This window comes from Solibacillus sp. GQ1 (genome assembly GCF_059758555.1).
The window spans coordinates 1582501-1606874 of the sequence record NZ_JCAXEX010000001.1 but is presented as its reverse complement, the minus strand read 5'-3'; the positions used below and the strand labels follow the sequence as shown (position 1 = coordinate 1606874).

The following is a 24374-nucleotide window of genomic DNA, read 5'->3' as shown; positions in this document are numbered from 1 at the left end:
AATGAAAAAAGTTTATAATATTGGTGTCGAAGCAACACTCGAAGTCATTGGGGGTAAATGGAAACCAGTCATTCTATGTCACCTCAATCACCATGGTCAAATCCGGACGAATGAATTTCGCCGGTTAATTCCCGGCATTTCACAGAAAATGCTGACGTCCCAATTACGCGAACTTGAGCAATGCGGTTTAATTAATCGTAAGGTGTACAACCAAGTACCGCCGAAAGTGGAATATTCCTTAACCCCATATGGACACGAGATGGAGCCGGTGCTCAACTTACTTTGCACGTGGGGGGAGAAACATATCGATAAATTAAAAGAGAATGGTGAAGAAGTTCTTCTTATGCAGCGTGATGATGATATTGCTGAGCAAAAACTATCCTAATGAAAATAATGAAAGCCTCAAAAAACTTGAGGCTTTTTGTCTCTTCAAATCTTCCATTCAAATTAGAAATCAAAAACTACCGGATCCGGACCGACCCGTTTATCTAAATTCATCGCATTAATAATCTGCATTTCTTCATCAGTTAGACTAAAGTCAAAAATGTCGGCATTTTGCGCCATCCGCTCTTTACGAACGGATTTAGGAATCGTGATAACTCCATTTTGAATATCCCAACGTAAAATAACTTGTGAATTTGATTTTCCATACTTTTCGGCAATCTTTGCAATCGTCGGATCTTCGAGTAGATCGCCTTGCATTAATGGAGCCCAAGCTTCCAATTGAATATTGTGCTCTTTGCAAAATGCACGTAATGATTGTTGTTGTAAGCGCGGGTGAAACTCAACTTGGTTAATGACTGGTGTTACCCGAGCGTTTTTCATTAAATCCTGCAAATGCGAAATATTGAAATTGCAAACACCGATTGCTCTGATTTTACCTTTTATATACAGATCCTCTAAAGCACTCCAAGACTCGGCAAATTTATTTTTACCTGGCCAGTGGATTAAATATAGATCCAAATAGTCCAGCCCTAATTTTTCCAAGCTCTCTTCGTAAGCTGAAACAGTTTCCTCATAATTTAATCCGGCATTCCAAACTTTAGATGTGATGAATAAGTCCTCTCTATTTAAACCGGTAGAGGCCAGTGCTAATTTAATGCCCTCGCCAACACCCGCTTCGTTTCCGTAAATAGCGGCTGTATCAATGCTGCGGTAACCTAGCTCAATCGCATTTTTAACGATTTCTGCTGTTGTGTCGTTTTCCACCTGAAAGACGCCAAGGCCCATTGCTGGCATTTTTACCTCATTATTTAATTTGATTGTATCCTGTAAACTAGTAATCATTTATTGATCCTCCAATTGAATAAGTATTTCGTTGCTTTTTTATTATGGATCCAGTTAAAAATTAAAAAAAGTACGCACTTTTTCGTTTCATAGCAACGTGGAGGTTCCTATTGAGTCAAATCAACCGTTTGGAGAGTAAGTTTTTTTAGAAAAATAACATGGTGGGAAATAGAGGAGGGGGCGAATCACTTTTACTTGTAAAGAATTTTTGTTTTCTAACATATAAATACCTAATTAACCTTTAATAATGATAAGAAACAACTTATAAAATAATTCCAATATTAAAAATAATGAAGGGAAATTTTTATTATAAAATACACAAAAATACGCTAAATACATAAAAACAAAATTTTTTTTAATAATAAAATAACAGAATATTCTTGAATTAAGTTTTTCGGTCGTTTATTTCCGTTTTCTAATTGTAACAAACGAATCTTTGTGCTATCGTTGCTTATTGAATGGTATGTGAAAGTTTTTACAATCGGTATAAAATTTTCGAAAAAAAATAATATTAAGTGATGGCAAAGGAGAGTTATTATGTCAGAAATGAATAATCAGCAGGTAGAAAAAATGGCTGTTACACAAGAGCAATTAGATGTATTAGACCAGTTACTAAAGCCAGAGGTACAAGCTTCATTAACTACTTTAGTAGATAACTTACCGAAATTGGCTGAGATGACTACATTATTAACAAAAGCATATGATTTCGCGACGAGTGTTGCAACTGACGAAACATTAAAAAATGATACAGTTGCTGCTGTAACAGAAATGGCTAGTCCAGTCGTTGGTACTGCAAAATCATTGGCACAAACAGCGATCGAAGCAAAAGACCGTGCTGAAGTAAGCAATGAAACAGTAGGCGTATTCGGCTTATTAAAAATGTTAAAAGACCCACAAGTTCAAGGGGCATTACGTTTTGCTAATGCATTTTTACAAGTAGCATCTGAACGTAAACAAATGAAATAATTTGTATAATCTAATTTTATTGGAGGATTTTTAATATGGTAACTAAAGAAATCGTTATTTTAGGTGCTGGATTTGCTGGTGTATTAGCAGCACAAACAGCTCGTAAATATTTAAATAAAGACGAAGCGCGTATTACAGTTGTAAACCAATTCCCTACACATCAAATCATTACTGAATTACACCGTTTAGCTGGCGGTACAATTGCTGAAGGTGCTGTAGCATTGCCACTTGAAAAGATTTTCAAAGGTTATGACATCAACTTGGAAATCGCAAAAGTAAACAGCTTTGACGTTGAAAGCAAAAATGTAGTACTTTCAAACGGCAAAACATTACAATACGATACATTAGTTGTTGCTCTAGGCAGCCAAACAGGTTTCTTCGGAATCCCAGGTTTAGAGGAAAACTCTTTCGTATTAAAATCAGTTGATGAAGCTAATGCAATTCGCGAGCATATCGAAGCACGCATTAAAGCATATGCAACAACAAAAGACGAAGCAGATGCGACAATCGTTATCGGCGGTGGCGGTTTAACAGGCGTTGAGCTTGTTGGTGAAATCGTAGACCACTTCCCTAAAGTTGCGGCGAAATACGGTGTTAAATTTGAAGATCTTAAAATCAAACTAGTTGAAGCAGGTCCAAAAATCTTACCGGTATTCCCAGAAAACTTAATCGATCGTGCAACTCAGTCATTATCTAAACGCGGTGTAGAATTCATTACATCAACACCTGTTACTGGCGTTGAAGGCAATGTTATTCAATTAAAAGACCGTGAACCAATCGTTGCAAACACATTAGTGTGGACAGGTGGAGTTGCTCCACTTCCATTAGTAGCAGAATCAGGTTTAGCTGCAGATCGCGGTAAAGCAACAATCAATGACTTCTTACAATCTACTTCACATCCTGAAGTATTTGTTATTGGTGATGCTTCAGCACATATTCCAAACCCAGGTGACCGTCCAACCTATGCTCCAACTGCTCAAGTAGCATGGCAGCAAGGTGAAATTGCTGGTTACAATATTTTTGCACAAATTAAAGGTGCTGACCTAAAAGAATTCAAATTTACTAACTCAGGTACGTTAGGTTCTTTAGGCCGCAAAGACGGTATTGCTACAGTTGGGGCAAACAATACTCAATTAGTAGGTTTACCAGCTTCATTAATGAAAGAAGCTTCAAATATCCGCTATATGACTCATATTAAAGCGTTATTTGGCCTAGCATATTAATTAATATAGACATACCCGAAAGTCACTTTCTTTCGGGTATGTCTTTTTATTTCTGCAAAAAACAACAAATTTTAACAAAAAACTATTATAATGGTAGTAAATGTCGAGAAAGAGGTGTGAAGATGAAAGATTTTGATACATCAAATTCTTTGTTTATTTTAAATGAACAGCAGCTCGAACAATTAATCCTGCTCGAACACTACGACTATTTCTTCCATTTAATCCGCCATGACTTTGCGCAATTATCTTTCGCAAAATACATTGTAAGCGATGTTTGGGTTTACTTTTATTTTGAAGAAGAGCCGGTCATCAATTCAGAACATGCACTCATTTTTCTGCTTCGTAATTTTATATTGAATGAAGTACTAATAAGTTCGAAATTTAAACGACTGAAAAAAGCCACGGTTGGGTCGTATACTAAAGCTTTAATGGCTTCGGTAATGACCGTCAATCTATTTTTGGATTATTTGCGTGAAGTACTCGGAATATTACCAAAAGAACAATATGATTTATATATGAAGTTTGAAAACAGCTCGAAGCAATTATTTCATGATCGCTTCTATGAATACGAACATTATCCAAAAAAACTCGTCCAAATCGAAACAAAAATTATAAAGAGTTTACGTGATTACCTGGCAGACAACGAAACGAAATATGCTGACAGTAAATATAAAGTCATTCGTTTTATGGATCAATTTTCAATTATTAAACGAGAGTTGTACGAACCGTTATCTTTGAAAAAGTAGGAGGTGGATATAACGATGGGGAAGCAACTTAAGTCATTGCAACTTGATCATTATCGTTCACAAACATTTTCATCAATCGATGCACATTATGAGGCATATATAGCAATGTTAGAAACATTAGTAGTAGAGGCGAATATTGAAAAGGTGAATGCCTTCCTTCGTTTTGATAGTGAGCCTTTTATATTAGCCAATAGCAATATGAAGATTTTACAATTATTATTGGACACTGAACAGCATATAAAAGAGAACTTAAAAGGGTGTTTAGCAAGCCTCTATTTGGTCATTGGACATTGCTATTATTTCAGTATTGATTTTGAACAGGCAAAAAAATATTACAGACTGGCGAGCAGTTTCGCATTGGAAGATGAAAATTTTTCATTACTGTCAATTGCGATGAATAATTATTATGCAACACAAATGGATGAATTACCAAAAGATATCTTTTGGGATATTAGCAAGATTCCAGCTGTTTTTTTAAAGATGGGGAACCCGGAAGATGAGAGGTTTTTGCTCGTCCGTTTTATCACTCATATTGAATTGTCCCTGCAGATTGGTAAAGTGGAGTATGCGAAAAAGTTATTTAATGACTATTTTGAAGAGTACCCGTTCGAAAAGTTTTCTCGTATAGATTTGCATGTCCGTGTACTAAGGGGAAAAATTCTTTTTGAAAATGACCGATTTGAATGTGCAATAGAAGTACTTCATGAGGTGCTCCTTCTTTGTATGAAAGCCAACAGCCATAAGGATTTAGTGCAGGAGTGCTATAAATATATTACCCAATCATATAAGCTGATAAATGAAGAAACTCTTCTAAAAAAGATGGAGCAGTACCAAGCGCGTTTTTACCGCAAAATTGAAACAGATAAACGCTATATGGAAAAATATATTAAAACGTCAATAACTAACGAATTTGAATTGGATAAAAGTTTTATATCGCCATTACAGCAGTTTCAGCTCGCGGGTACATATCTATTAAAATCGACAAAAGATGCAGGGTTTACGCTCGTACTAGTTGATTGTAAAGTGGTGGAGTCTGAAAAAGAGAAGTTAAATGAAATCATCCATTTAATCAATCTAGAAATGATGAAAGAGATGAAAGAGGTCATCATAACGAGTACACGCCTTGATGAATCTACAATCGGCTATATTATTCAGCTATCTGAAAAATGTACCGATACATTGTGCGCAAAGGTCTTCTATAAAATCCGTGAACATTACCCGAAAAACGAAAGCGTACTGGAGGCCATCTATTTTGCATCGGTAAATAATAAAGAAAATAAATTACCGAACTACCAAAAATGCCTTGATTTAGCATATGCGTATATTTATTATGAAATTTACAAATAAGGTTCAACTGTAAAATACGAAATATTCTAAAAATTACTTTCGTATTTGAAGGACTACCTTTAAAATAAGAGTAGAACATCAAGGAGGTAATGCCATGTTAGTGAAACAAAGATATGTAAAGAAAAAAGATGTAAGTTATGTGAAAGAGACGGATCCTATTAAAGACGTTCTCGGTCAGTTAAATGACAACGGCTACAGATGCATCCCTGTATTGGATGAAGCGGGGGAAAAATTCGTCGGAAATATTTATAAAGTCCAAGTACTCGAATATAAATTAAAAGAAGGCGACATGAAAGCCCCGGTTAAAGCACTTACTGAAGAACCGGATGCTTTCGTCCACGAAAACAGTTCATTTTTTGAAGTATTCCATTCAATTAAACAATTGCCTTATTTGGCCGTTGTTGACACGAAAGGGAACTTTGCCGGTATTTTACCTCATTCTAAAGTATTTGAGTTGCTGGAAGAGGCGTGGGGCTACCGTACAGGAAGCTGTGCCATTACAATTGCATTGCCGGACACGGACGGTATCCTAATTAGAGTTCTGACTGCGGTTAAAAAGGTGTGGCCACTGCATTGTGTGTTCTCTCTTGATGATGATACGACTTATTTACGTCGAGTAATTATTACTCTGGCAAAAGGTGCGAAACAATCGACAGTGGACGAGCTGGAGGCAGCCATCTTAAAACAGGGTGCCCGTATTATTGATTTGGAAGTATTTGATAAAGAAAATTTTTAGTTATAAAGCGATTCGTTCAATAGAGCGAATCGCTTTTTCTTTTATTAATTGTGTACTAATACAGAAATCGGAAAAATTAAGAGGGATTTGCTGATTTATATAGAAATGTATGTAAAAAGGGGATTTTCTGAAAGGAGAACAATAATGTTTATCCAAATAAACGAGGACAAAATAGAGTTCACTAAAATCGAGATAATTGTACTAGAACAGGGAATTGCCGACTTATACGAGAGTTTTGATAAAAAGACGCTTGGCGAACTTGTGAAACAAAAGAAATATGAACACTTATATGACTTTGTTAACGAACAAACACACTTAAAGGATAAGCCGGCCGGGGCAGCAATAAAGGCGCTAAAAAAAGAAGGGAATCATTTTTACAGGCAGTTTTTGAATAACTACGGTGATCTTATATATTCTCGGTTTGTCGTTAGTGGTGAAGAGGATTTATTGAAGAAACGGGGGGTGTATACAATTATTGCGAACAATGAACTGAAATTTTGCGGTGTATGTGCAAGAACATTTAAAGAGCGTTTTAATCAGCATATTGGCAGTATATATGCAAAAGGCTGCTATCGGGATGGAACATCTACTCATTGCCATGTTAACGCAAAGATAACACAGCTTTTGCCTGCGAGCGATGTACATTTTGCAATCTATCCAATGGAGAACGAAAAAGCGATGAATAAATTGAAGAATGCGATTGTGAAGCGCTTCGAACCTGAATGGAATTTACGGTCCAACAGAGAAGTTTTCGAATTATCTTCGTCATCGTTATAAAAAATTCTGCCTTAATCTTTATAGATAAAGGCAGAATTTTTCATTTTACTACATTTTTCCGGTTTCATTTTCGACAAAAAAAGGGAATAGTAAGTGAAAAAAGTAGGTGATGATCATGCAGGCAGCATTAAAACATTACAGGCAAACACACAGCGAATATAAATGGCTGCATTTTTTGGCGGCTGTCGTATTAGTATTTACATCCGTATTCTGGTTCGTACTTCCATACTTCATGATTAATTACGGAAAATATACGACAAACGTATTCCAGCAGTCTTTGTTGTTGATTGCCCTGTATACGGTACCTTCCATCGTTGTAACATTGCATTGCTGGTTTATTAACTTTAAAGCAGCACTTCGATGGAAAAAAAGCTATCCTAAGGAATGTGTATGGCGCTGGTCGCTAAAATTCCAACTAATTACTATTTCAATAGTGGTCTTGTTTACCTCGGTTATTTATTCCAGTCTTTTTATTATTGATATGATTCGATAATAAAATCACCCCTCCTTTCTCAAATGTGCGATAGAGCCCTTCCATGTATAAAGAAGGAGCATTTATTTTCAAATACAAATAACGCGGCACTTTCGCACATTTATCTTTTACCTTACCCACAAATCACTGACAAAAAATATTCATTTAAAAAAGCAAGTAATGTATGGGGAAATTTGGTACGATGAAGGTATCAATGTTAAGGAGAATGAAGCAGCATGAATACAGATTTAAATGTCCTTTTAGCGTTCGGTGCCGGGTTTTTAAGTTTTATTTCACCATGTACGCTACCGCTATATCCTGCATTTTTATCCTATATAACCGGGATGACACTCGATGAGCTGAAAACCGAAAAAGGGATGATGCAAAAACGCGCAATTTTACATACTTTATTTTTTCTGCTTGGGTTTTCGATTATATTTATCGCTATCGGATTTGGAACATCATTAGCGAAAGATTTCTTTTTCCAGTACCAGGATTTACTGCGTCAAGTCGGCGCTATTTTAATTGTCGCATTCGGTTTAATGATTGTTGGTCTTCTGCAGATTGACTTTTTAATGAAAGACCGCAAGTTCCAGTTCAAAAACCGACCATCCGGTTATTTCGGCTCGGTGCTGATCGGTCTAGCTTTTGCAGCTGGATGGACTCCTTGTACAGGTCCGATACTGGCAGCGATTATTACGCTTGGCGGTACGAACCCTGATTCGGCAATGTTGTATATGGTCGCATATTACTTAGGCTTTGCAATCCCATTCTTTACATTATCATTCTTCATTTCACGAATGAACTGGATTCGCACACATAGCCAAAAAATCATAGTAGTTGGCGGCTATATTATGATCGCGGTCGGCATTTTATTGTTCTTTGACGGATTGACTTACATTATTAATCTTCTCTTGCCGATTTTCGATGGTTTTAAAGGATTCTAACAGTTCCCTGCTTATTCAGACCGTGCTATACTAAGGGAAGTAACATAAGTGAAAAAGTGTGCATGATCCATATTATCTTGTTTACACGATAATTTTACATACGTTCATGCAAGAGGAGGAATATGATGTTCGACAGTATACCTTCTCACTATTTATTAATTGGTTCGACGATTATGGCAGTCATAATGGGCTCTTTTGTTATGTTCATAAGACTGCGTGCACAAAAAAAGCCGGTATCCACGAAAAAAATACTCATTCCGCCTTTTGCGATGTCAACAGGCGCGCTGATGTTTATTTTTGAGGAGTTTCGTGTAGCGCCAATTCAAATAGTAGAAGCGGCCGCACTAGGCTTGTTATTTTCATCTGTATTAATCTTAACGTCGAAGTTCGAAGTGCGAGACGGCGCAATTTATATGAAGCAATCTAAAGCATTTCCATTCATATTAGTGGGATTATTAGTACTACGTATTATTTTAAAATTAATATTTGCCGAAACATTCGATGTCGGTGAACTTGCCGGTATGTTCTTCATCTTGGCGTTCTCGATGATTTTGCCGTGGCGAATCGGTATGCTTATTAAATATAAGAAGCTTGAAAAATCGCATATTGTCGCATAGAAAAGACTGTCTCTAAAAGTTTTATACTTTTAAAGACAGTCTTCTTTTCGTCTATGCCTTAAATAAATGGTCATAATTCGTTGTATCAATTTTCATTTCATCGAGTTTTTTACGTAAAAACTTATGGTCGCGTTTTGGCGAAGCAATAATATAGCCACGAATAATTAAGTCCAAATCGATTTTTGAGGCACGCTCATTCAGTGCAATTTCACCGATTTTACCGGCAATCTTTTCTTTGGCAACTTGGCGGAATAGCTCTGGTACAGGACTGACAAGCTCGGTAAGTAATTGTTTTTCATCTTCACCCCAAAGATGAATCGTTTTATCTAAGTATATGTTTTGCCAATCTAGATCCGATTTTCCGTCCTGTTTCGGCAGGGCCTTCAAAAACTTGCGGAACATAAAAAAGCCGCCAATCCCCATAAGCGAAATCAATACTACAACCCAAAATAAAATAAACCATAAAAACCAGCCATCTAAGCCCACAATGTTCACCTCATTACTAAATATTGTTTATGAAATTCCTTCTACTAAACTACTGGTGATAAACCTCATTATTGTCTATTATATAAGGTTTTGTAAAATTTTTCATCGTCATTGTCCCTTTTTTCGGTAAATCATGACATATATAGGGCAAGGAGGTGATAAACATGAACGAATTCGGATTTTTATCTGCAACATTGACAGTATTTTATCAGACAGGCCTTGATGAATTTAATGAGCCGATTATTAAAAGTTCCACATTCCGTAACTTGGAAAGAAGTGCGACAGCTCAGCAACTATACACTGTTGCAACAACAATCGTCGGCTTAACAGATTACAATTATATTGAATCTGTGAAAACGCAAAAAGACAGTATTACCGCTTAATTAACATTATCATGAATTGGAGGTGATCACATGGCACAAGTTTTACAATTAACATTTGCCAACATTGCAGGGGATACGATGACGATTAATATTAATGATCCGAAGCCGAATTTAACGGAGGCTGAAGTGAATGCTGCGATGCAAACAATTATTGATCAGGCAGTGTTTTCGAAGGACGGATTTTTGTACAATGTGAAAAAATCAGCTCGCATCGTTGAACGTAATGTCACAGCAATCGAACTGAATAGCTAAAAGCAAGGCCGGTGAAGTGTGATGCTTTGCCGGCCTTTTCAAATGAAAAAAGGAGGGATTTTAATGGAGCAGTGGATAGCAATTCTTCAGGAAGTAACATTTCCGATCTTTATTTCTTTTTATTTACTGTATCGGATAGAAACAAAACTTGAAGCGATTCATACAGCACTCGTATCATTACATCATCCTGCAGACAGAGCATGAAAAACTCTTCACAATGTTGACACACTTCCTTTCTTCCGATAACTATTGAGAATATACTAAATATTGGGTAAGATGAGAGTAATGTTCAAAGAGTGGAGAGAGAGAAATGAAAACGAAAAAAATAGTATTCGCACTTATGCTCTTGGCAGCAACAGTTCTCACTGCATGCAGCAATTATCAGTTTAAACCGACGACCAACTTTGAAATTAGCGGGTTTACGATGACCGATCACCGTAACAAAGAAGTGACACTGGAAAGCCTAAAAGGGGAACCATGGCTGGCAATGTTCATCTTCACAAGCTGTACAACCATTTGCTCGCCAATGACAATGAATATGACCCGAGTACAAGATCACCTTGAGAAAAAAGGGCTGGAAGATTATAAAATTGTCGCGTTTTCAGTAGATCCGGACTACGACACACCGGAGCGTTTAACAGAATATTTATCGCGCCATAAACCGGTAGATGAATCAAAATGGCATATGCTGACAGGGTACGATCAAAAATTTATCGAGCAGTTTGGCAGAAACTCATTTAAAACACCTGTTCAGTCAATTGAAGGAAACGACCAAGTTATCCACGCTGATACATTTTTCCTAGTAGATGAAAAAGGAATTGCCGTGAAAAACTATTCAGGTTATGGCACAGGAGAAGATGGTGTTCCATATGAAACGATTGCTAGTGATATGGAGGCACTCATTGACGAGCGTCTAAAATAATAGTGAAATGTAAGATTAACTTGCGAAAAAAGTGTAGCTGCTTTTTAAGCAAGTTTTTTTGTGGAGTGAGGGCTTTTCTAATAAAATTGAAATTGTGCTAATAAAACTACAAATTTTCTAATAAGTTGCGGATCTTCTAACAAAGGAACTGGATATGCTTGATATGCTAATATCAGTTCTTGATTAGCAAATAAGCACGCCAACTTTTCTAATATCACCTGCAAAAGTGCTAAAATAAATAAATTCCTTCTAATAAAAAGCACAATGCATCAACCCAAATTGTTTCAACCATTATATTGATAAAGCAATAAATAAAAAGAATTTTCAAAACTCAAATTCTGTGATATAGTATACAAAATTACATACTGTGTAAGTTACGGTGCTTGTGAGAACAAGCTGAAAAGGGAAACCAGTGAAAGTCTGGTGCTGTCCCGCAACTGTAAATCGGAGTTCGTGATATTCAACCACTGTCTATTGATGGGAAGGATCACAAGAACGTTGATGATGAGCCAGGAGACCTGCCGGAAACTAGTACACGCCAATACCTACGTGGAAATAGGTGGTGATTTTGTGCGATAGTGAGACAACAACCTTTGAGTTTACAAAGGTTTCTTTTGTCAATCTCTTAAACATTCACACCCCTCTTTCACTTAGAAAGAGGGGTTTTGGTTTTTATGTAACAAATTTAAGGAGGAATTGTTTATGAAAACAGCAGTAATTGGTTACCCGTATATTGGACAAAATCGTGAATGGAAACGTGTGACAGAGGCATTTTGGAAAGAACAACTGACTTTGCAATGCTATGAACAGGAAATGAAAAACTTACGCCTTGCTCAGCTATATCAACAAAAAGATTTAGGGCTGGATATTTTAACAGTAGGTGATTTTACATACTATGACCGTATGCTGGACATGGCTGTAATGTTCAATATGGTTCCATCGCGTTATGATTATCTTTCTTTGAAGCATAATTTTACGGCATACTTTGCAATGGCCCGTGGAGCTGAAAATGTGGTGGCATGTGAAATGACGAAATGGTTCAACACGAATTATCACTATATTGTACCTGAATATGAGGGACAACAACTCGCATTGCAGCACAATGTTTACGCGCAATATATCCAGGAGGCAATCGAAGCATTCGGCATGTCCCCTCGTGTGACAATTATTGGTCCATTTACATTTTATAAACTGACAAAAGGTGTTGGCCAAGAACAAAAACAACACTATATTCAGCAGCTGGTGATTGTGTATAAAGAGTTGCTTCAGTCGTTAGAAGCAAGTGGTGCAACGACAATCCAGCTTGAAGAACCAAGCCTTACAAAAGACCTTACTTCCGAAGATATTGCATTAGTTCAGCATTTCTATCATCAAGTATTAAAAGGACTTACAGTTGAAACGATCTGCACATCTTATTTTGAAGCGTTATCCGACTATGAAACAATGATTAATTTGCCAGTCGATGGCTTTGGACTGGACTTTGTTCATGGAAAAATTGAAAATATAGCATCGTTAAAAAAATTTACTTTCCCCAAAGATAAAGTTCTATATGCAGGAATTATTAATGGACGTGACATATGGAGAGCCGAATTGCAGAAGCAGTTGGCACTAGTAGCGGAAATTCGTTCCTACGTACCATATTCACCTATCCATCTACAAACATCGTGCAGCCTCCAGCATGTGCCTGTTACAACAGCAGGAGAAAAAGGGGTTGTACCTGAGCTGCAAAACGTCTTAGCATTCGCCAATGAAAAAATAAAGGAACTGCAAATGATTAAAGGAAAAATACTTCAGTTGGAAGGTCCTTATCAACATGCAATTTTAGAAAGTCAAAAAGCAATCCGCACATTGGCGCAGCATAAATCAAGACGGAAACAAGCTGTACATGACAAGGTGAACGCACTAACACAGGAAGCTTTTAAACGAGCAGATAACTACAACAAGCGCAGTAAACTGTAGCGTGCCTTTTTACAGTTGCCGGATTACCCGACAACAACAATCGGGAGTTTCCCGCAATCGGCTGAAGTTAAGAAAAATCGCAGTTTGTGGCGTAAAGGGGAAATTACAACAGCGGAGTACGAAGCATTTAATGCAAACGAAACAGCACGATGGATTGCGATTCAGGAGCAGCTTGGTCTTGATGTTTTTGTTCATGGAGAATTTGAACGTACAGATATGGTCGAATTTTTTGGTGAAAAATTGGATGGCTTTGCGTTTACGAATAATGGCTGGGTTGTTTCTTATGGTTCACGTTGTGTTAAACCGCCTATTATTTACGGAGATGTTGAATGGACGGAACCGATGACGGTAAGGGAAGTAAGTGCCGCACAATCACTTACGGATAAGCCGGTCAAAGGGATGCTGACAGGACCCGTTACAATATTGAACTGGTCATTTGTGCGAAATGATTTGAACCGCTCGGAAGTTGCTTATCAAATCGCCCTGGCATTAAGGGAAGAAGTATATGCGCTTGAAAAAGCAGGAATCAATATTATTCAAGTTGATGAGCCTGCATTAAAAGAAGGGCTGCCGATCCGTAAAAATCAACATCGGGCTTATATCGAATCTAGTGTAAATGCATTTAAATTAGCGACAAGCGGTGTGCGGAATACGACCCAGATTCATACACATATGTGTTATTGTGAATTTAATGACTTTATTGATGTAATTGAATCATTGGACGCGGATGTGATTTCGATTGAGACATCACGAAGCCATGGAGAACTGGTAAAAATACTAAAAGAGACACCGTACAGACTGGGCATCGGTTTAGGTGTATATGACATTCATAGCCCCCGTATACCAACAGTGGAAGAAATGGCCGTTATTATCGGAGAAAGTAAAGAAGTGATCGAAAAAGAACAATTTTGGATCAATCCCGATTGTGGACTGAAAACTCGCACGGAGCAAGAGACGATTGCATCATTGAAAAATATGGTGGCCGCAAAAGAGCGACTAAAACTGTTGAATTAATGAAGGGGCGGATACTATGAGTCAAATGAAAAGAAATTACAACCCCGTGTTTTTGACGGCTGTAATGAATGGCTTTACAGAAAGTAATACAAAAAGCCTTAAAGAGTTACGTGATGAGTTGATGACGTCATACCCAGCGGATGAAAAGGAAATTCAAAAAGCATATTATTTTGTAAAAGCGGAATTAGTAGGTTGAAGTGATCTTTAGAAACAGGTAGAAAATACAATGAGGCCGGGACAGAAGTAGAAATTTCATAAACTAAGGAGAAAAACCTTATTAAGAAACGGATATTTTATAAAATTGATTGGAATGGAGGGCGAGTGTTCGTGCTGACGGTATCACCTTTCGCAACAAGCACAGCTTCCTGCGGGAATAGCGAAATTTATTTTGCGACGAAAGCGAAGCGTCAGGAGCACTGACGCCTGAGACTTTCGTGTAAGGCCACGCCCGAGGAAAGCGCCCCGGAATGGAAATCAATTTTTACGCTCAGCAAAAAAATGCAATTTTTCTCTAAGAGAAAAATTGCATTTTTGGATTATGTCCCACCCTCTATTTGTAATCCCGATATCGAATTAAAATGTTCCTTTAAATTTCTCAGGCTTTACGACATAGCCTTCAATAATAAAACCGCATTGTGTACAAATAATATATTCGATATTGGAACCTAAGCTCATTTTATTGACAGGTGACATAACACTGTACCCGCTATGTTTGCCTTTCCCTAATTCAGAGCAGCCGCATTTTGGACATTCTTTTACGGTTGTCGTATTCTTCATTTCTATCACCCTTTCATAGTTAGGTAGCCAGCAAAGGAATTACCATTAGTTCATTAGGAATCCCTGTAAAATTGCTAAAAACAAACCAAGGGAAACGGGGAAAATTTTAAAAAACAGATAGCCCTTTGATTGAATTGTCCATTTTTCAAATGGATCTTTCGTCGGAGAACCAAGATAGCGAATAAACTTTTGAAATGGTGACTGCTTTTTTGCAAGTTTTGTCACAGGTATGTCGATTTTATAGGAATCAAGCAAACCGGATAGCTCTTTTTCCTTTTTAAATTCCTCGTTCATGTTGGAAATCCTCCTTTAATTCAGCCTTTAAAGCTTTAATAGCGTGATGAAGCCGTGATTTTACCGTACCGATCGGAACATCCAATATTAAGGCAATTTCTTCTTGCGGCAAATCTTCATAGTAAGCAAGCAAAATTACAGCCCGCTGTTTATCCGGCAAGTTGGAAATCGCTTGTTGAATGACGAGTGTGTCTTCGGTTTGCAGCGTTTTTTTCTGAATAGGGATGAGAAAAGGCAGGAGTGTCTGCCATCGTTTGCGCCTTTTCAGCTTATTGATCATAAGGCGGTAGGCAATCTGAAACAAGAAGGACTTTACCGTACCACGTTGCTGTTCATACTGAAATTTTTTTGATTGCAGCACTTCAAAGCTGTCGTGAACAATATCGACACTCAATTGCTCATCTTTTGTATAACGGTACAAAAAACAGAACAGCGGCTCATGCAACTGGTCGTACAGTTGTGCCAACGCTTCCGAATCGCCAATTTGAAACGCGATCATCAACTGCTCATTGTTCGCTATCATAAACGTCACCGAAACGTGCTTTAATACTTTTTAGTGTAGCCGATATGCGCATGACCAAATACACAACCATTACAATGACCCATGCCTGTGCCTGGTTCGTAAAAAACTGAACATAAGGGTTTTCAATTGTTTCACCGGATGAAAGTAAAATGTTCAAAACTTGCACACAGATAATCGTATAAACCGCTAAAATCAGAGTAATCGTGTCAAATATATTCCAGCGTAAATAAACGGTTGTTTTCGCATAATTAATTTTTTTACCTTCCCTGATAATATGTTTTCTAAAAAACGGAATCAAAATCGTAAATAATACAACCATTTCAACTGCACTCACAATTAACGAAATTTTAAAACCAATCCCCATATCGATTTCTCCTTACTTAGTTAAATTTTATAACAAGCTGCAACTTTTGATGCATTCACTGACTATACAAACAGGAGAGGAAAAAGGTTCAAAAATTTTTTAATATTTATTCTGCGACAATTTCCGGTTCCTGCCGCTTTTGCAGATTATTTTCATTTAATCGGTTCATATAGTTTTGTACAACAACATTAATGTAAAAGAACATCCCCATTAAAATTCCGGAAAACACCCAACTCGCTACCCGTTTATAAATAAGCATGTCACCATAACTGTCAATTCCATATTTACGAAGCAGGAAGACCGTAATTCCTGCCATAACCAGTCCTCGAATAATGAAGACAACCTGGATCAGCTGAAACCATCGGAAGATCCCTTTTTGAAAGAATAATGCTTTACTTTCCTTTCGTGCATGTCCTTGCAAATAAGCAAAATCAACTGCAATATACAGGGAAAAAGGCTGTTTTACGATGAATAAAATTACATAGAGCAACGTATAAAAAAGACCTAAATAAACGTTATTCCAAATCATCTGCTCCGCTGAACCCGACAGTAAATCGACCGCTGTACCTATAAGCATTGAGCCTAAAATAAACAGGCCTGTCACATTGAATTGCCGGTCTTTAGCAAAGCGGTAAACCGTATAAATTATCCCGGGAACAGTGGACAGCAGCATTGCGGCATAGTCACCAAAAGGCTCTCGCCCAAACTTCCAGATTACATAAGGTAATGCTGCATAAAACAGTAGCTCTAGAAAGATAAGATATTTATTCGACTGTGAATTATTTGCCATAAAAGCCTCCATTACCGTTAAAAAAGTATTTGTTTTTTTATATTACTAAAGATTATCCGACACTATATTTTATGAAATAGTTATACGAAAAAAAGCAACCAAGTAAACGAAAGACACTTAAAAAAAGCTTGCAATAACTCCTTTCTAATTTATGTAATATTATGTATATTCTTCTACGTATTATCTTTAGTAAAGTTTCAAAATTTTTATAATTTAACAGAGGGGATAGAGGTAAAAGGATTGATGGAACAAAAAGTAAGTAGGTGCTAAAATACTATTAGCTTTTTAAATTATTTATGTTACAATAACTTTCAAATAAAATAATTTCCTTCGGGGTCGGGTGAAATTCCCAATCGACGGTGATGAGTTTATCTCTAAGCCCGTGAGCCACTTTATGTGTGCAGGATTTTGGTGCAAATCCAAAGCCGACAGTTATAGTCTGGATGGGAGAAGGAATGGCAACGCATTTTAAAAATTTGATTTTAAATGTGCTTTTTTGCTATACACTTTTCCTGTCGCACCTTGTGACGGGTTTTTTTATTTTATTTGAAAAAAATAATTTCCTTCGGGGTCGGGTGAAATTCCCAATCGACGGTGATGAGTTTATCTCTAAGCCCGTGAGCCACTTATGTGTGCAGGATTTGGTGCAAGTCCAAAGCCGACAGTTACAGTCTGGATGGGAGAAGGAAGCAATGTCAGCAGTTTTTTGAAAATTTACTTCAAAAAGCTTATTTGATGATGCTCAATTTTCCTCTCATCGAACTCCGAATTCAATCGGGGTTCTTTTTTAATCTTAAAAAGAGGTGAGCAGGATGTTTACAGGAATCATTGAAGAACTTGGAACGGTTGAAACAGTCAGCCAATCCACACAAGCGATGGAACTAGCCATTCGCGCAAGCACAATTCTAGAGGATGTTCAACTCGGGGACAGCATTGCCGTTAACGGTGTCTGTCTGACAGTGAAACAATTTTCGCCGACCGTATTTTTGGCAGATGTCATGCCGGAAACCGTCAAAGCAACAAGCCTACAGCAATTAACTGCTGGGATGCCTGTCAATCTAGAACGGGCAATGTCGGCAAATGGTCGATTCGGTGGACATATCGTATCGGGCCATGTTGATGGAATTGCAACAATACAACGGAAAAGACCTGTTGCCAATGCAGTTTATATTGATTTGGCAATGGAAAAGCATTTGTTTGCTGAATGTATTAAGAAAGGCTCAATTACAGTGGACGGCACGAGTTTAACAATTTTTGATGTGACGGACACATTCATTACCATTTCCTTAATCCCTCATACGTATGAACAGACTGTATTAGGCTTTAAAAAGCCGGGAGATGTTGTGAACATTGAAACAGATCTAATCGGAAAATATGTAAAAAAACATTTACAAAATCAAACGGAAAGTACAATTACAATGGACTTTTTGCAACGTACAGGATTTTAAAGGAGTGGTGACAAAATGAATACAATTGAAGAAGCAATTCAGGCATTGAAAAACGGCGAGATTATTATTGTGTCAGATGACGAGAACCGTGAAAATGAAGGGGATTTTCTTGTGTTAGGAGAATTCGCTACACCGGAAAATATTAATTTCATGGCGCTTTATGGAAGAGGGTTAATTTGTACACCAGTTTCATCTGCAATTGCAGAAAAGCTTTCCCTTCATCCAATGGTGCAAAGCAATACCGATACATATCAAACAGCTTTTACGATTAGTATCGATCATATCCATTCAACGACAGGTATAAGTGCATTTGAGCGTTCTAAAACGATGTTAGCATTACTGGATCCTGCAACAAAACCGGAGCATTTTCATCGTCCCGGCCATGTTTTCCCGCTCATTGCTAAACAGGGAGGCGTGTTGGAACGTCGCGGGCATACGGAAGCAGGTGTTGATCTGGCGAAACTATGCGGTTCGAATGAAGTTGCGGTCATCTGTGAAATTATGAACGAAGATGGTTCAATGGCCCGCATGCCACAGCTCGAAAAGATTGCACAAAAACATAACCTGAAATTTATTACAATCGAAGACTTAGTTCAATATATAAAATTAACTACCGTATTGGTATAAAAAGGAGCAATTAAAATGGGAAAAACATTTGAAGCACAATTAGTCGGAACAGATCTAAAAATCGGAATTGTCGTAGGGCGCTTTAATGAATTTATTAATGATAAATTATTAAGCGGTGCAATTGACGGCTTAAAACGTCATGGTGTTGATGAAGCAAACGTTGATACAGCATGGGTTCCAGGTGCTTTCGAAGTACCGTTTGTTGCAAAAAAAATGGCTGAAACAAATAATTATGATGCAGTAATCGGTTTAGGTACGGTCATTCGCGGATCAACTACACATTACGATTATGTATGTAACGAGGCGGCAAAAGGAATTGCCAAAGCAGGGTTGGACACAGGCGTACCGGTAATTTTCGGCATTGTCACAACTGAAAATATCGAACAGGCAATCGAACGTGCTGGTACAAAAGCAGGCAATAAAGGCTACGACAGCGCAATGTCTGCAATTGAAATGGCGAACTTGAATAAAATGTTTTAATAAAGATTAGTGCACGCCACTCAAAATGCAGCTCAGAAAATATTGCTGCTTGCGGAAAGTTAGTTCTAAGCGGTGTAATAGGCAATCCTGCATTGGTAGGGTTGCCTTTTTACTGTGAACATTTTCAATATTCTTTATTGCGTCAGAGAGTGCTGAAATAGTTTGCTGATTCTAATTATTTATTTACAAACATTCCCTTCTATTTTATTGTTAGGTCAGTCATATGAGGAGGGAGAGCGATGGCAGAAATAGTACGCAGAATAAGACCCGGGCAGTATTGGCGTATTAAGGAACATGAAAGCTGGTTTTCGGATATGTCCGAGCAAGGGCTGCATTTTTATGAGATTGGCACACATTTTGCAAAGTTTAAAAAAGGTGATCGCAAAAGAACGGGCTACCGACTTGAACTGGCAAAAAACAAATATATATCGAGTGAAAAAATTCGGTTATACGAAGAAAGCGGCTGGGACTACATTGCGAGTGACAGCAATTTTCACGTATTTGCAGCACCGACTGATCGTAAAGTAAATGAACCTCCAATAGATCGGGAAGAGCAAATCTCAATAGCAAAAAAAGCTTTTAATAAAGCATTATTTAATTTTATAGTTAATTTAATCGCGATTATTGTAATCACTACGGTCTTCGTCAAATCTTTCGAAAACGGAAATATTTCTGTTTTGCAACTGATAGATGGATATACACTTGCTCCATTATTAGTATTGTTTGTTAGTTTTATGCAAATAATTCCGATAGGTAAAAGCTTATTTGGAATCAATCATTTGCGGAATGAACTTAAAGCTGGGATATTAGACGATCAACAAAAACCATGGGAAAACTTTTACCGGTCAAGTATTGTCTACAGTTTCATAGTATTAGTAATTACATTAACTCTTGTGTTAATACCGATTTACCAAATATGGAGTATGAAAACAAGCCCTTTAACAGAAGAAGATGCAGGGCTGCCAATTGTCCGACTAGCTTCCATTGAAAATCAGCCGCATCTTAAAAGGAAGCCACTTTACTTTGAAGGCGAGGATTTGGGAAGCAACTACTCATCACAGTGGAATATTTTTGCTTCTGTCCAATATGATTCAACAGAAATGGGCGTTATTCAGGAAGGGGAATGGTACGATCCCAATCATGCATATCAACCATCAATCTCATCGGAAGTTTATAAGTTACGGTTCCATTCCCATGTTAGCTCATTAGTTAATGAGTTAATAATCAAGCATACATATGGAAGTGAACCTAGAAGTTTTAAAGAAAGAAAACACACAGCTTTTGATCGACTGCTGATTCGGGATAATTCTTTTCATAAAGATTTTCTCTTTGTAAAGGGGCGGGCCGTGATGTATATCAATTATACTGGTCAGGTTGAAGATGATGTAATCATAGAGAAAGCTGCTGAGAAAATGGCATTACTTGCTGACGATTGAAGGAGTCACTAGTAATATTCTAATAAATATTTAAATCATCTAATATCAAGTTGACATCTTCTAATAAGTTACCGATTTTCTAATTATAAGGCAATTGTACTAATAATGCTCTTAGATGTTTAAATAAACATTCGGAAAATGCTAATAACCTATTGAAGTTTTCTAATAAATATAAAATTCTTCTAATAAAATCAGTTGCCGGTCATATCATAAGAATGCATACAAGTAATGCCACACTAGCAATCCATTAAACTATAAATTCCCCTAGCTTCATTCAGATGAACATGTTACCATATTTAAAAATTCAGAAAATGAAGGTGAGTAAATGGAGAATGTTGTGTTCTTTATCATTGCGTGTGTTCTTCTGATTGTATTGCCGGGTCCTGATACAGCTATCGTTACGAAAAATACAATCGTTAACGGACAAAAGGGCGGATTTCAAACAATGGTCGGCTCTTGCGCAGGATTAACGGTCCATACAATTGCAGCGGTGGCAGGGCTATCGGCGATTATCGTAAAATCTGCCGTGGCATTTACAGTGTTGAAATACGTAGGAGCAGCCTATTTATGCTATTTGGGTATAAAAACATTGATGAGCATGCGTGCTAAAAAAGCTGATTCAGAGGAATTGACGGACATTCCGGAAATTGAAGCTAAAGGCAATTCGTATTTTAAGCAGGGACTCATTACGAATATCACAAACCCTAAAGTAGCAGTATTTTTCCTGACGTTTTTACCGCAATTCCTATCTAAAGGCGCAGAACCGTTTTGGCCATTTTTGACGATGGGAATCATCTATATTGTTTTAACATTTATTTGGTTTGCGCTCTATGTTTTTTTATTAAACAAAATCCGCAATTTCATGAAAAAACCTGCTACACAATCGGTAATCGAAACGTTGACTGGAGCTGTTCTTATCGGTTTTGGAATCAAACTTGCCTTTGAAAAGCAGACTTAAAAATAATTTTGCATAAATCACATTACCTTTACAATCAATAGCCCATTTACCGCTTATTCTTTTTTAAAGAAGGGTATAGTTCCCTAATTCTAGAAAAAAGGATGATGAAAAATGGGCTTGTATATTACAATGTGGATAGCCATGATTGCTGTAATCGTAGTAAATGCGCTATCCAATACACTGCCTTTAAACGGGCAAACGGCATCAGAAATTACGAATCGATTAGAAGTGTTATTTACACCAGCAGGCTACGTATTTTCTATTTGGTCGTTAATTTATGTACTGCTTGTCATATGGCTGATTACGATATACCGCAAAGTGAAAGACAATCGTTTTAAAGGAAAAGTAGGTATTTTATTTATCATCAGCTGTATATTTAATATTGCTTGGCTGTTCAGCTGGCATTATGAACAATTTATACTATCCATTATTGTAATGTTCTTTTTGTTATTTACACTCATTGCGATTTACCTGCAGTATAAAAACACGGAAAAAGGTATTTCAGAACGCTTTCCGTTTTCATTTTACTTAGCGTGGATATCCGTAGCGACAATCGCTAATGTAAGCTATGTCTTAAAACATCATGGAGTCGATTTGGGGATATCAGAGGTGATCGGATCACTCGTACTTGTCGGGGTTGCGGTCATTCTCGGTTATTTGGCGGTTGCTGTTTCAAAAGATATTTTCTTTACTCTTGTTATCGTTTGGGCACTCATCGGTATTGCTGTAAAAACAGATGAACCAACAATGCAGAACGGTACAATAGTGTTAACAGTAATATTAATCATCGCGGCGCTTGTTCGCTATATGCGTATGAAGACAAAAAGGCTCGCCTAATGAATAAGGGTTGTAGTATTAGTCGGAAATGACTTTTACTACAACCCTTTATTTTTTGACGTTATTTAAAGAACACAATCGACATAAAGCCCATGTAAAAACATAATGCCAGCGCAAAAGTCATGGCAGCCGATACAACAACCGGCAGCTGTTTAATATAACTTACGATGACAAGAGCGATGAACAGTGCAGTCAACAGGAAAAATCCTAACCCGATACCCGTCATTTGTAAATACCCGCGCATGCCAGCTTCAATCGAGCTACGGTAGAACATTTCAAAAAACGGAGAAATTTCCTGAACATAAAAACTCGGGGGCTGTTGTTCACTATAGAGCGCTGTAATGAATAATATCATTACGAGCAAAACTGTTTCGATTCGTACCCACGTACGCGGTTCAAATAATGGCTTGTCCATCTTCAGTTTAATGAGCAGACTGTTTGCCAAAATAATAACAGTCAAAGGTACGAGCAGAACATGCTTAATGAACAAAAACTGTCCATAATTGCTCGACCAGCTTGTCACATAGCCCGGCACGATTGTGTCAGTCATAAGGACACCTGTTAATGCAACTGCCGTAAAAGCTACGAGTGCCACGGGGGAGAACCACTTCAGAAAGGCATCCCAGTTTTGCGCATCTTTTGAGAAAAAGCTCATCAGAACTAAGATGCCGAGCCATACACTGACAGCTAGAAGGTGAACAAAATCCAATGCCGATCCGACAATGCCTGTCATCGAACCTGCATGACTAATATAGCCAATTGCCGTCATAATGGCGATTAAAATAAAAATTGACATGACCGATATAAGCTTCGAAGGTTTTTTCATAAACTGGCGAATCATTATAAGCAAAATAATCGTAAAGCCAACGACCGCGAGCCATGAATGGCCAACTTTAAATTTCAAAAGGAGCATGCCCAATGATTCGATGAAGCCGAACTGTGGTGTCAAAATTGTCAGCAATTGAATATTCGGTACAAATGTGACAATCGGCAAAATGACCGCACTAACAATAAGCCACTTGGCTGAAATATCGATTTTTGGGCGAATTGTTTCAGGGATACAGTATAAGATAAATGTTCCCATAAGAAGAGCTAAACTCACATAAAGTAAAAATTGACTAAAAATTGTCAATGACATCATTTTGTATTTTTCCGTCTTGCAATAGTGAAAATACTTACTATTATAATAAGAAGTAAAAGGGCTCCAATGATGTATAGTAATGTATCGTTTGATGTTTCTTCATTATCTGCCGCAGTCGTTTCCGCTACGTTGTTTTCTACCGTTTCGTCTACTTCCGCTTGCTCTTCATTTTCTTCTGTAACTTCTTCTTCGGCCGGTTCTTCTGCTACAGGTGCATCAACCGTAAAGGAAAATTGACCTGACAATGGGTGGCCATCTGCACTAATACTATTCCATTCAACGGTATAGTCATCATTTGGTAATGGATTTTCAAAAGTACCCGTCAATACACCATCGACTAAATCCATCGATACTGTTTCTATTTCTTCACCGTTACTTGAAATGACGTTAAATGTACTGCCTACTTCAATTCTCCCGGCGTATGTAAGTTCAATCGACTGCAACGGTTCAGTTACAACTGCTCCATCCTCGGGATTAGTCGTGTCTAAATACGTATGTGCTGCTGCGCTCGGTACAGCTAAAAATAGTGCAGCAAGAATCGATAATAATATTGTTCTCATATTAA

The 24374-nt window shown here is 37.5% G+C and carries 31 protein-coding genes, 1 pseudogene and 3 riboswitches; of the genes and pseudogenes, 23 read left to right on the top strand and 9 right to left on the bottom strand.

Features of this window, described 5'->3' with window-relative positions:
• The first annotated feature begins 1 nt into the window (after window position 1).
• On the top strand, window positions 2–385 hold the full coding sequence (locus AC6CH1_RS08080) for a winged helix-turn-helix transcriptional regulator (protein ID WP_251687630.1): 384 nt from the start codon (window positions 2–4) through the stop codon (window positions 383–385).
• 62 nt (window positions 386–447) lie between these two features.
• On the opposite strand, the gene AC6CH1_RS08075 is transcribed toward AC6CH1_RS08080, so the two are convergent.
• A complete protein-coding gene (locus AC6CH1_RS08075) occupies window positions 448–1287 on the bottom strand; it encodes an aldo/keto reductase (protein ID WP_251687631.1) in 840 nt (279 codons plus the stop codon).
• 537 nt (window positions 1288–1824) lie between these two features.
• On the opposite strand from AC6CH1_RS08075, the gene AC6CH1_RS08070 reads away from it, so the two are divergent.
• The 9 genes from AC6CH1_RS08070 to AC6CH1_RS08030 all read left to right on the top strand — a co-directional run bounded on the left by AC6CH1_RS08070 (window position 1825) and on the right by AC6CH1_RS08030 (window position 9118).
• Window positions 1825–2253: a helical membrane plugin domain-containing protein gene (locus AC6CH1_RS08070; protein ID WP_498316998.1), complete on the top strand. Its 429-nt coding sequence runs from the start codon at window positions 1825–1827 to the stop codon at window positions 2251–2253.
• A 35-nt stretch (window positions 2254–2288) separates the two neighbouring features.
• A complete protein-coding gene (locus tag AC6CH1_RS08065) occupies window positions 2289–3476 on the top strand; it encodes an NAD(P)/FAD-dependent oxidoreductase (RefSeq protein WP_251687636.1) in 1188 nt (395 codons plus the stop codon).
• A gap of 122 nt (window positions 3477–3598) precedes the next feature.
• Entirely contained in the window at window positions 3599–4222 is a 624-nt protein-coding gene (locus AC6CH1_RS08060; RefSeq protein ID WP_498316997.1) for a serine protease, read from the top strand.
• Window positions 4223–4237: 15 nt separating this feature from the next.
• Complete coding sequence (locus tag AC6CH1_RS08055; RefSeq protein WP_498316996.1) at window positions 4238–5569, top strand: dehydrogenase; 1332 nt, start codon at window positions 4238–4240, stop codon at window positions 5567–5569.
• A gap of 94 nt (window positions 5570–5663) precedes the next feature.
• A complete protein-coding gene (cbpA, locus tag AC6CH1_RS08050) occupies window positions 5664–6305 on the top strand; it encodes a cyclic di-AMP binding protein CbpA (RefSeq protein WP_251687642.1) in 642 nt (213 codons plus the stop codon).
• Between the two features lie 144 nt (window positions 6306–6449).
• Window positions 6450–7082, top strand: coding sequence for a GIY-YIG nuclease family protein (locus AC6CH1_RS08045; protein WP_498316994.1), 633 nt, complete (start codon window positions 6450–6452; stop codon window positions 7080–7082).
• Window positions 7083–7197: 115 nt separating this feature from the next.
• Window positions 7198–7575 (top strand): hypothetical protein, encoded by a 378-nt coding sequence (locus tag AC6CH1_RS08040; protein ID WP_251687646.1) that lies wholly within the window; start codon window positions 7198–7200, stop codon window positions 7573–7575.
• A 215-nt stretch (window positions 7576–7790) separates the two neighbouring features.
• Window positions 7791–8501: a cytochrome c biogenesis CcdA family protein gene (locus AC6CH1_RS08035; RefSeq protein ID WP_251687648.1), complete on the top strand. Its 711-nt coding sequence runs from the start codon at window positions 7791–7793 to the stop codon at window positions 8499–8501.
• A 125-nt stretch (window positions 8502–8626) separates the two neighbouring features.
• Window positions 8627–9118 carry a CcdC family protein gene (locus tag AC6CH1_RS08030; protein WP_079527013.1) on the top strand — a complete coding sequence of 164 codons (492 nt, stop codon included), beginning with the start codon at window positions 8627–8629 and terminating at the stop codon, window positions 9116–9118.
• Window positions 9119–9169: 51 nt separating this feature from the next.
• Here the strand turns inward: AC6CH1_RS08030 and AC6CH1_RS08025 are convergent, their stop codons facing one another.
• Window positions 9170–9604, bottom strand: a complete 435-nt coding sequence (locus tag AC6CH1_RS08025) for a DUF2621 domain-containing protein (protein WP_498316992.1) — start codon at window positions 9602–9604, stop codon at window positions 9170–9172.
• 164 nt (window positions 9605–9768) lie between these two features.
• On the opposite strand from AC6CH1_RS08025, the gene AC6CH1_RS08020 reads away from it, so the two are divergent.
• The 7 genes from AC6CH1_RS08020 to AC6CH1_RS07990 all read left to right on the top strand — a co-directional run bounded on the left by AC6CH1_RS08020 (window position 9769) and on the right by AC6CH1_RS07990 (window position 14330).
• Complete coding sequence (locus AC6CH1_RS08020; RefSeq protein ID WP_498316990.1) at window positions 9769–9987, top strand: DUF1659 domain-containing protein; 219 nt, start codon at window positions 9769–9771, stop codon at window positions 9985–9987.
• Window positions 9988–10017: 30 nt separating this feature from the next.
• Window positions 10018–10239, top strand: coding sequence for a DUF2922 domain-containing protein (locus AC6CH1_RS08015; RefSeq protein WP_251687653.1), 222 nt, complete (start codon window positions 10018–10020; stop codon window positions 10237–10239).
• Between the two features lie 63 nt (window positions 10240–10302).
• On the top strand, window positions 10303–10443 hold the full coding sequence (locus tag AC6CH1_RS08010; RefSeq protein WP_251687655.1) for a YvrJ family protein: 141 nt from the start codon (window positions 10303–10305) through the stop codon (window positions 10441–10443).
• Window positions 10444–10549: 106 nt separating this feature from the next.
• A complete protein-coding gene (locus tag AC6CH1_RS08005) occupies window positions 10550–11161 on the top strand; it encodes an SCO family protein (RefSeq protein WP_427709671.1) in 612 nt (203 codons plus the stop codon).
• Between the two features lie 360 nt (window positions 11162–11521).
• Window positions 11522–11701: riboswitch (cobalamin riboswitch) on the top strand.
• 162 nt (window positions 11702–11863) lie between these two features.
• The gene (locus AC6CH1_RS08000) at window positions 11864–13120 is read left to right on the top strand and encodes a hypothetical protein (protein ID WP_498316987.1); all 1257 of its coding nucleotides are present in this window, start codon (window positions 11864–11866) and stop codon (window positions 13118–13120) included.
• A 15-nt stretch (window positions 13121–13135) separates the two neighbouring features.
• Window positions 13136–14134: a 5-methyltetrahydropteroyltriglutamate--homocysteine S-methyltransferase gene (gene metE, locus AC6CH1_RS07995; protein ID WP_498316985.1), complete on the top strand. Its 999-nt coding sequence runs from the start codon at window positions 13136–13138 to the stop codon at window positions 14132–14134.
• A 16-nt stretch (window positions 14135–14150) separates the two neighbouring features.
• Complete coding sequence (locus tag AC6CH1_RS07990) at window positions 14151–14330, top strand: hypothetical protein (RefSeq protein WP_251687660.1); 180 nt, start codon at window positions 14151–14153, stop codon at window positions 14328–14330.
• A 377-nt stretch (window positions 14331–14707) separates the two neighbouring features.
• On the opposite strand, the gene AC6CH1_RS07985 is transcribed toward AC6CH1_RS07990, so the two are convergent.
• From AC6CH1_RS07985 to AC6CH1_RS07965, 5 genes are all read right to left on the bottom strand, one after another.
• Complete coding sequence (locus tag AC6CH1_RS07985; RefSeq protein ID WP_251690010.1) at window positions 14708–14911, bottom strand: transcription initiation factor TFIIIB; 204 nt, start codon at window positions 14909–14911, stop codon at window positions 14708–14710.
• Between the two features lie 45 nt (window positions 14912–14956).
• Complete coding sequence (locus AC6CH1_RS07980; protein ID WP_427709675.1) at window positions 14957–15205, bottom strand: hypothetical protein; 249 nt, start codon at window positions 15203–15205, stop codon at window positions 14957–14959.
• Window positions 15189–15704, bottom strand: a complete 516-nt coding sequence (locus AC6CH1_RS07975) for an RNA polymerase sigma factor (RefSeq protein WP_427711585.1) — start codon at window positions 15702–15704, stop codon at window positions 15189–15191. Before AC6CH1_RS07975 ends, AC6CH1_RS07980 begins: the two co-directional genes overlap by 17 nt.
• Before the next feature lie 7 nt (window positions 15705–15711).
• Window positions 15712–16092 carry a group-specific protein gene (locus AC6CH1_RS07970; RefSeq protein WP_427709677.1) on the bottom strand — a complete coding sequence of 127 codons (381 nt, stop codon included), beginning with the start codon at window positions 16090–16092 and terminating at the stop codon, window positions 15712–15714.
• Between the two features lie 106 nt (window positions 16093–16198).
• A complete protein-coding gene (locus tag AC6CH1_RS07965; RefSeq protein ID WP_498316983.1) occupies window positions 16199–16882 on the bottom strand; it encodes a VC0807 family protein in 684 nt (227 codons plus the stop codon).
• 322 nt (window positions 16883–17204) lie between these two features.
• Window positions 17205–17341: riboswitch (FMN riboswitch) on the top strand.
• 98 nt (window positions 17342–17439) lie between these two features.
• Window positions 17440–17574: riboswitch (FMN riboswitch) on the top strand.
• A 120-nt stretch (window positions 17575–17694) separates the two neighbouring features.
• Between AC6CH1_RS07965 and ribE the strand changes: the two genes are divergently transcribed.
• The 6 genes and pseudogenes from ribE (at window position 17695) to AC6CH1_RS07935 (ending at window position 22668) form a co-directional block, all read left to right on the top strand.
• Window positions 17695–18330: a riboflavin synthase gene (gene ribE / locus AC6CH1_RS07960; protein WP_498316982.1), complete on the top strand. Its 636-nt coding sequence runs from the start codon at window positions 17695–17697 to the stop codon at window positions 18328–18330.
• Between the two features lie 15 nt (window positions 18331–18345).
• A pseudogene (ribB, locus tag AC6CH1_RS07955) lies at window positions 18346–18954 on the top strand (3,4-dihydroxy-2-butanone-4-phosphate synthase); the annotation flags it as partial.
• Window positions 18955–18972: 18 nt separating this feature from the next.
• Window positions 18973–19437, top strand: coding sequence for a 6,7-dimethyl-8-ribityllumazine synthase (ribH, locus tag AC6CH1_RS07950; protein ID WP_427709683.1), 465 nt, complete (start codon window positions 18973–18975; stop codon window positions 19435–19437).
• 239 nt (window positions 19438–19676) lie between these two features.
• Entirely contained in the window at window positions 19677–20873 is a 1197-nt protein-coding gene (locus AC6CH1_RS07945) for a DUF2812 domain-containing protein (RefSeq protein ID WP_498316980.1), read from the top strand.
• Between the two features lie 325 nt (window positions 20874–21198).
• A complete protein-coding gene (locus AC6CH1_RS07940) occupies window positions 21199–21831 on the top strand; it encodes a LysE family translocator (protein ID WP_251687672.1) in 633 nt (210 codons plus the stop codon).
• Window positions 21832–21942: 111 nt separating this feature from the next.
• Window positions 21943–22668: a TspO/MBR family protein gene (locus AC6CH1_RS07935; RefSeq protein WP_427709687.1), complete on the top strand. Its 726-nt coding sequence runs from the start codon at window positions 21943–21945 to the stop codon at window positions 22666–22668.
• Between the two features lie 61 nt (window positions 22669–22729).
• On the opposite strand, the gene AC6CH1_RS07930 is transcribed toward AC6CH1_RS07935, so the two are convergent.
• The gene (locus tag AC6CH1_RS07930) at window positions 22730–23809 is read right to left on the bottom strand and encodes a CopD family protein (protein WP_251687676.1); all 1080 of its coding nucleotides are present in this window, start codon (window positions 23807–23809) and stop codon (window positions 22730–22732) included.
• The gene (locus AC6CH1_RS07925) at window positions 23806–24369 is read right to left on the bottom strand and encodes a copper resistance CopC family protein (protein WP_251687678.1); all 564 of its coding nucleotides are present in this window, start codon (window positions 24367–24369) and stop codon (window positions 23806–23808) included. Before AC6CH1_RS07925 ends, AC6CH1_RS07930 begins: the two co-directional genes overlap by 4 nt.
• Between the last annotated feature and the right edge of the window lie 5 nt (window positions 24370–24374).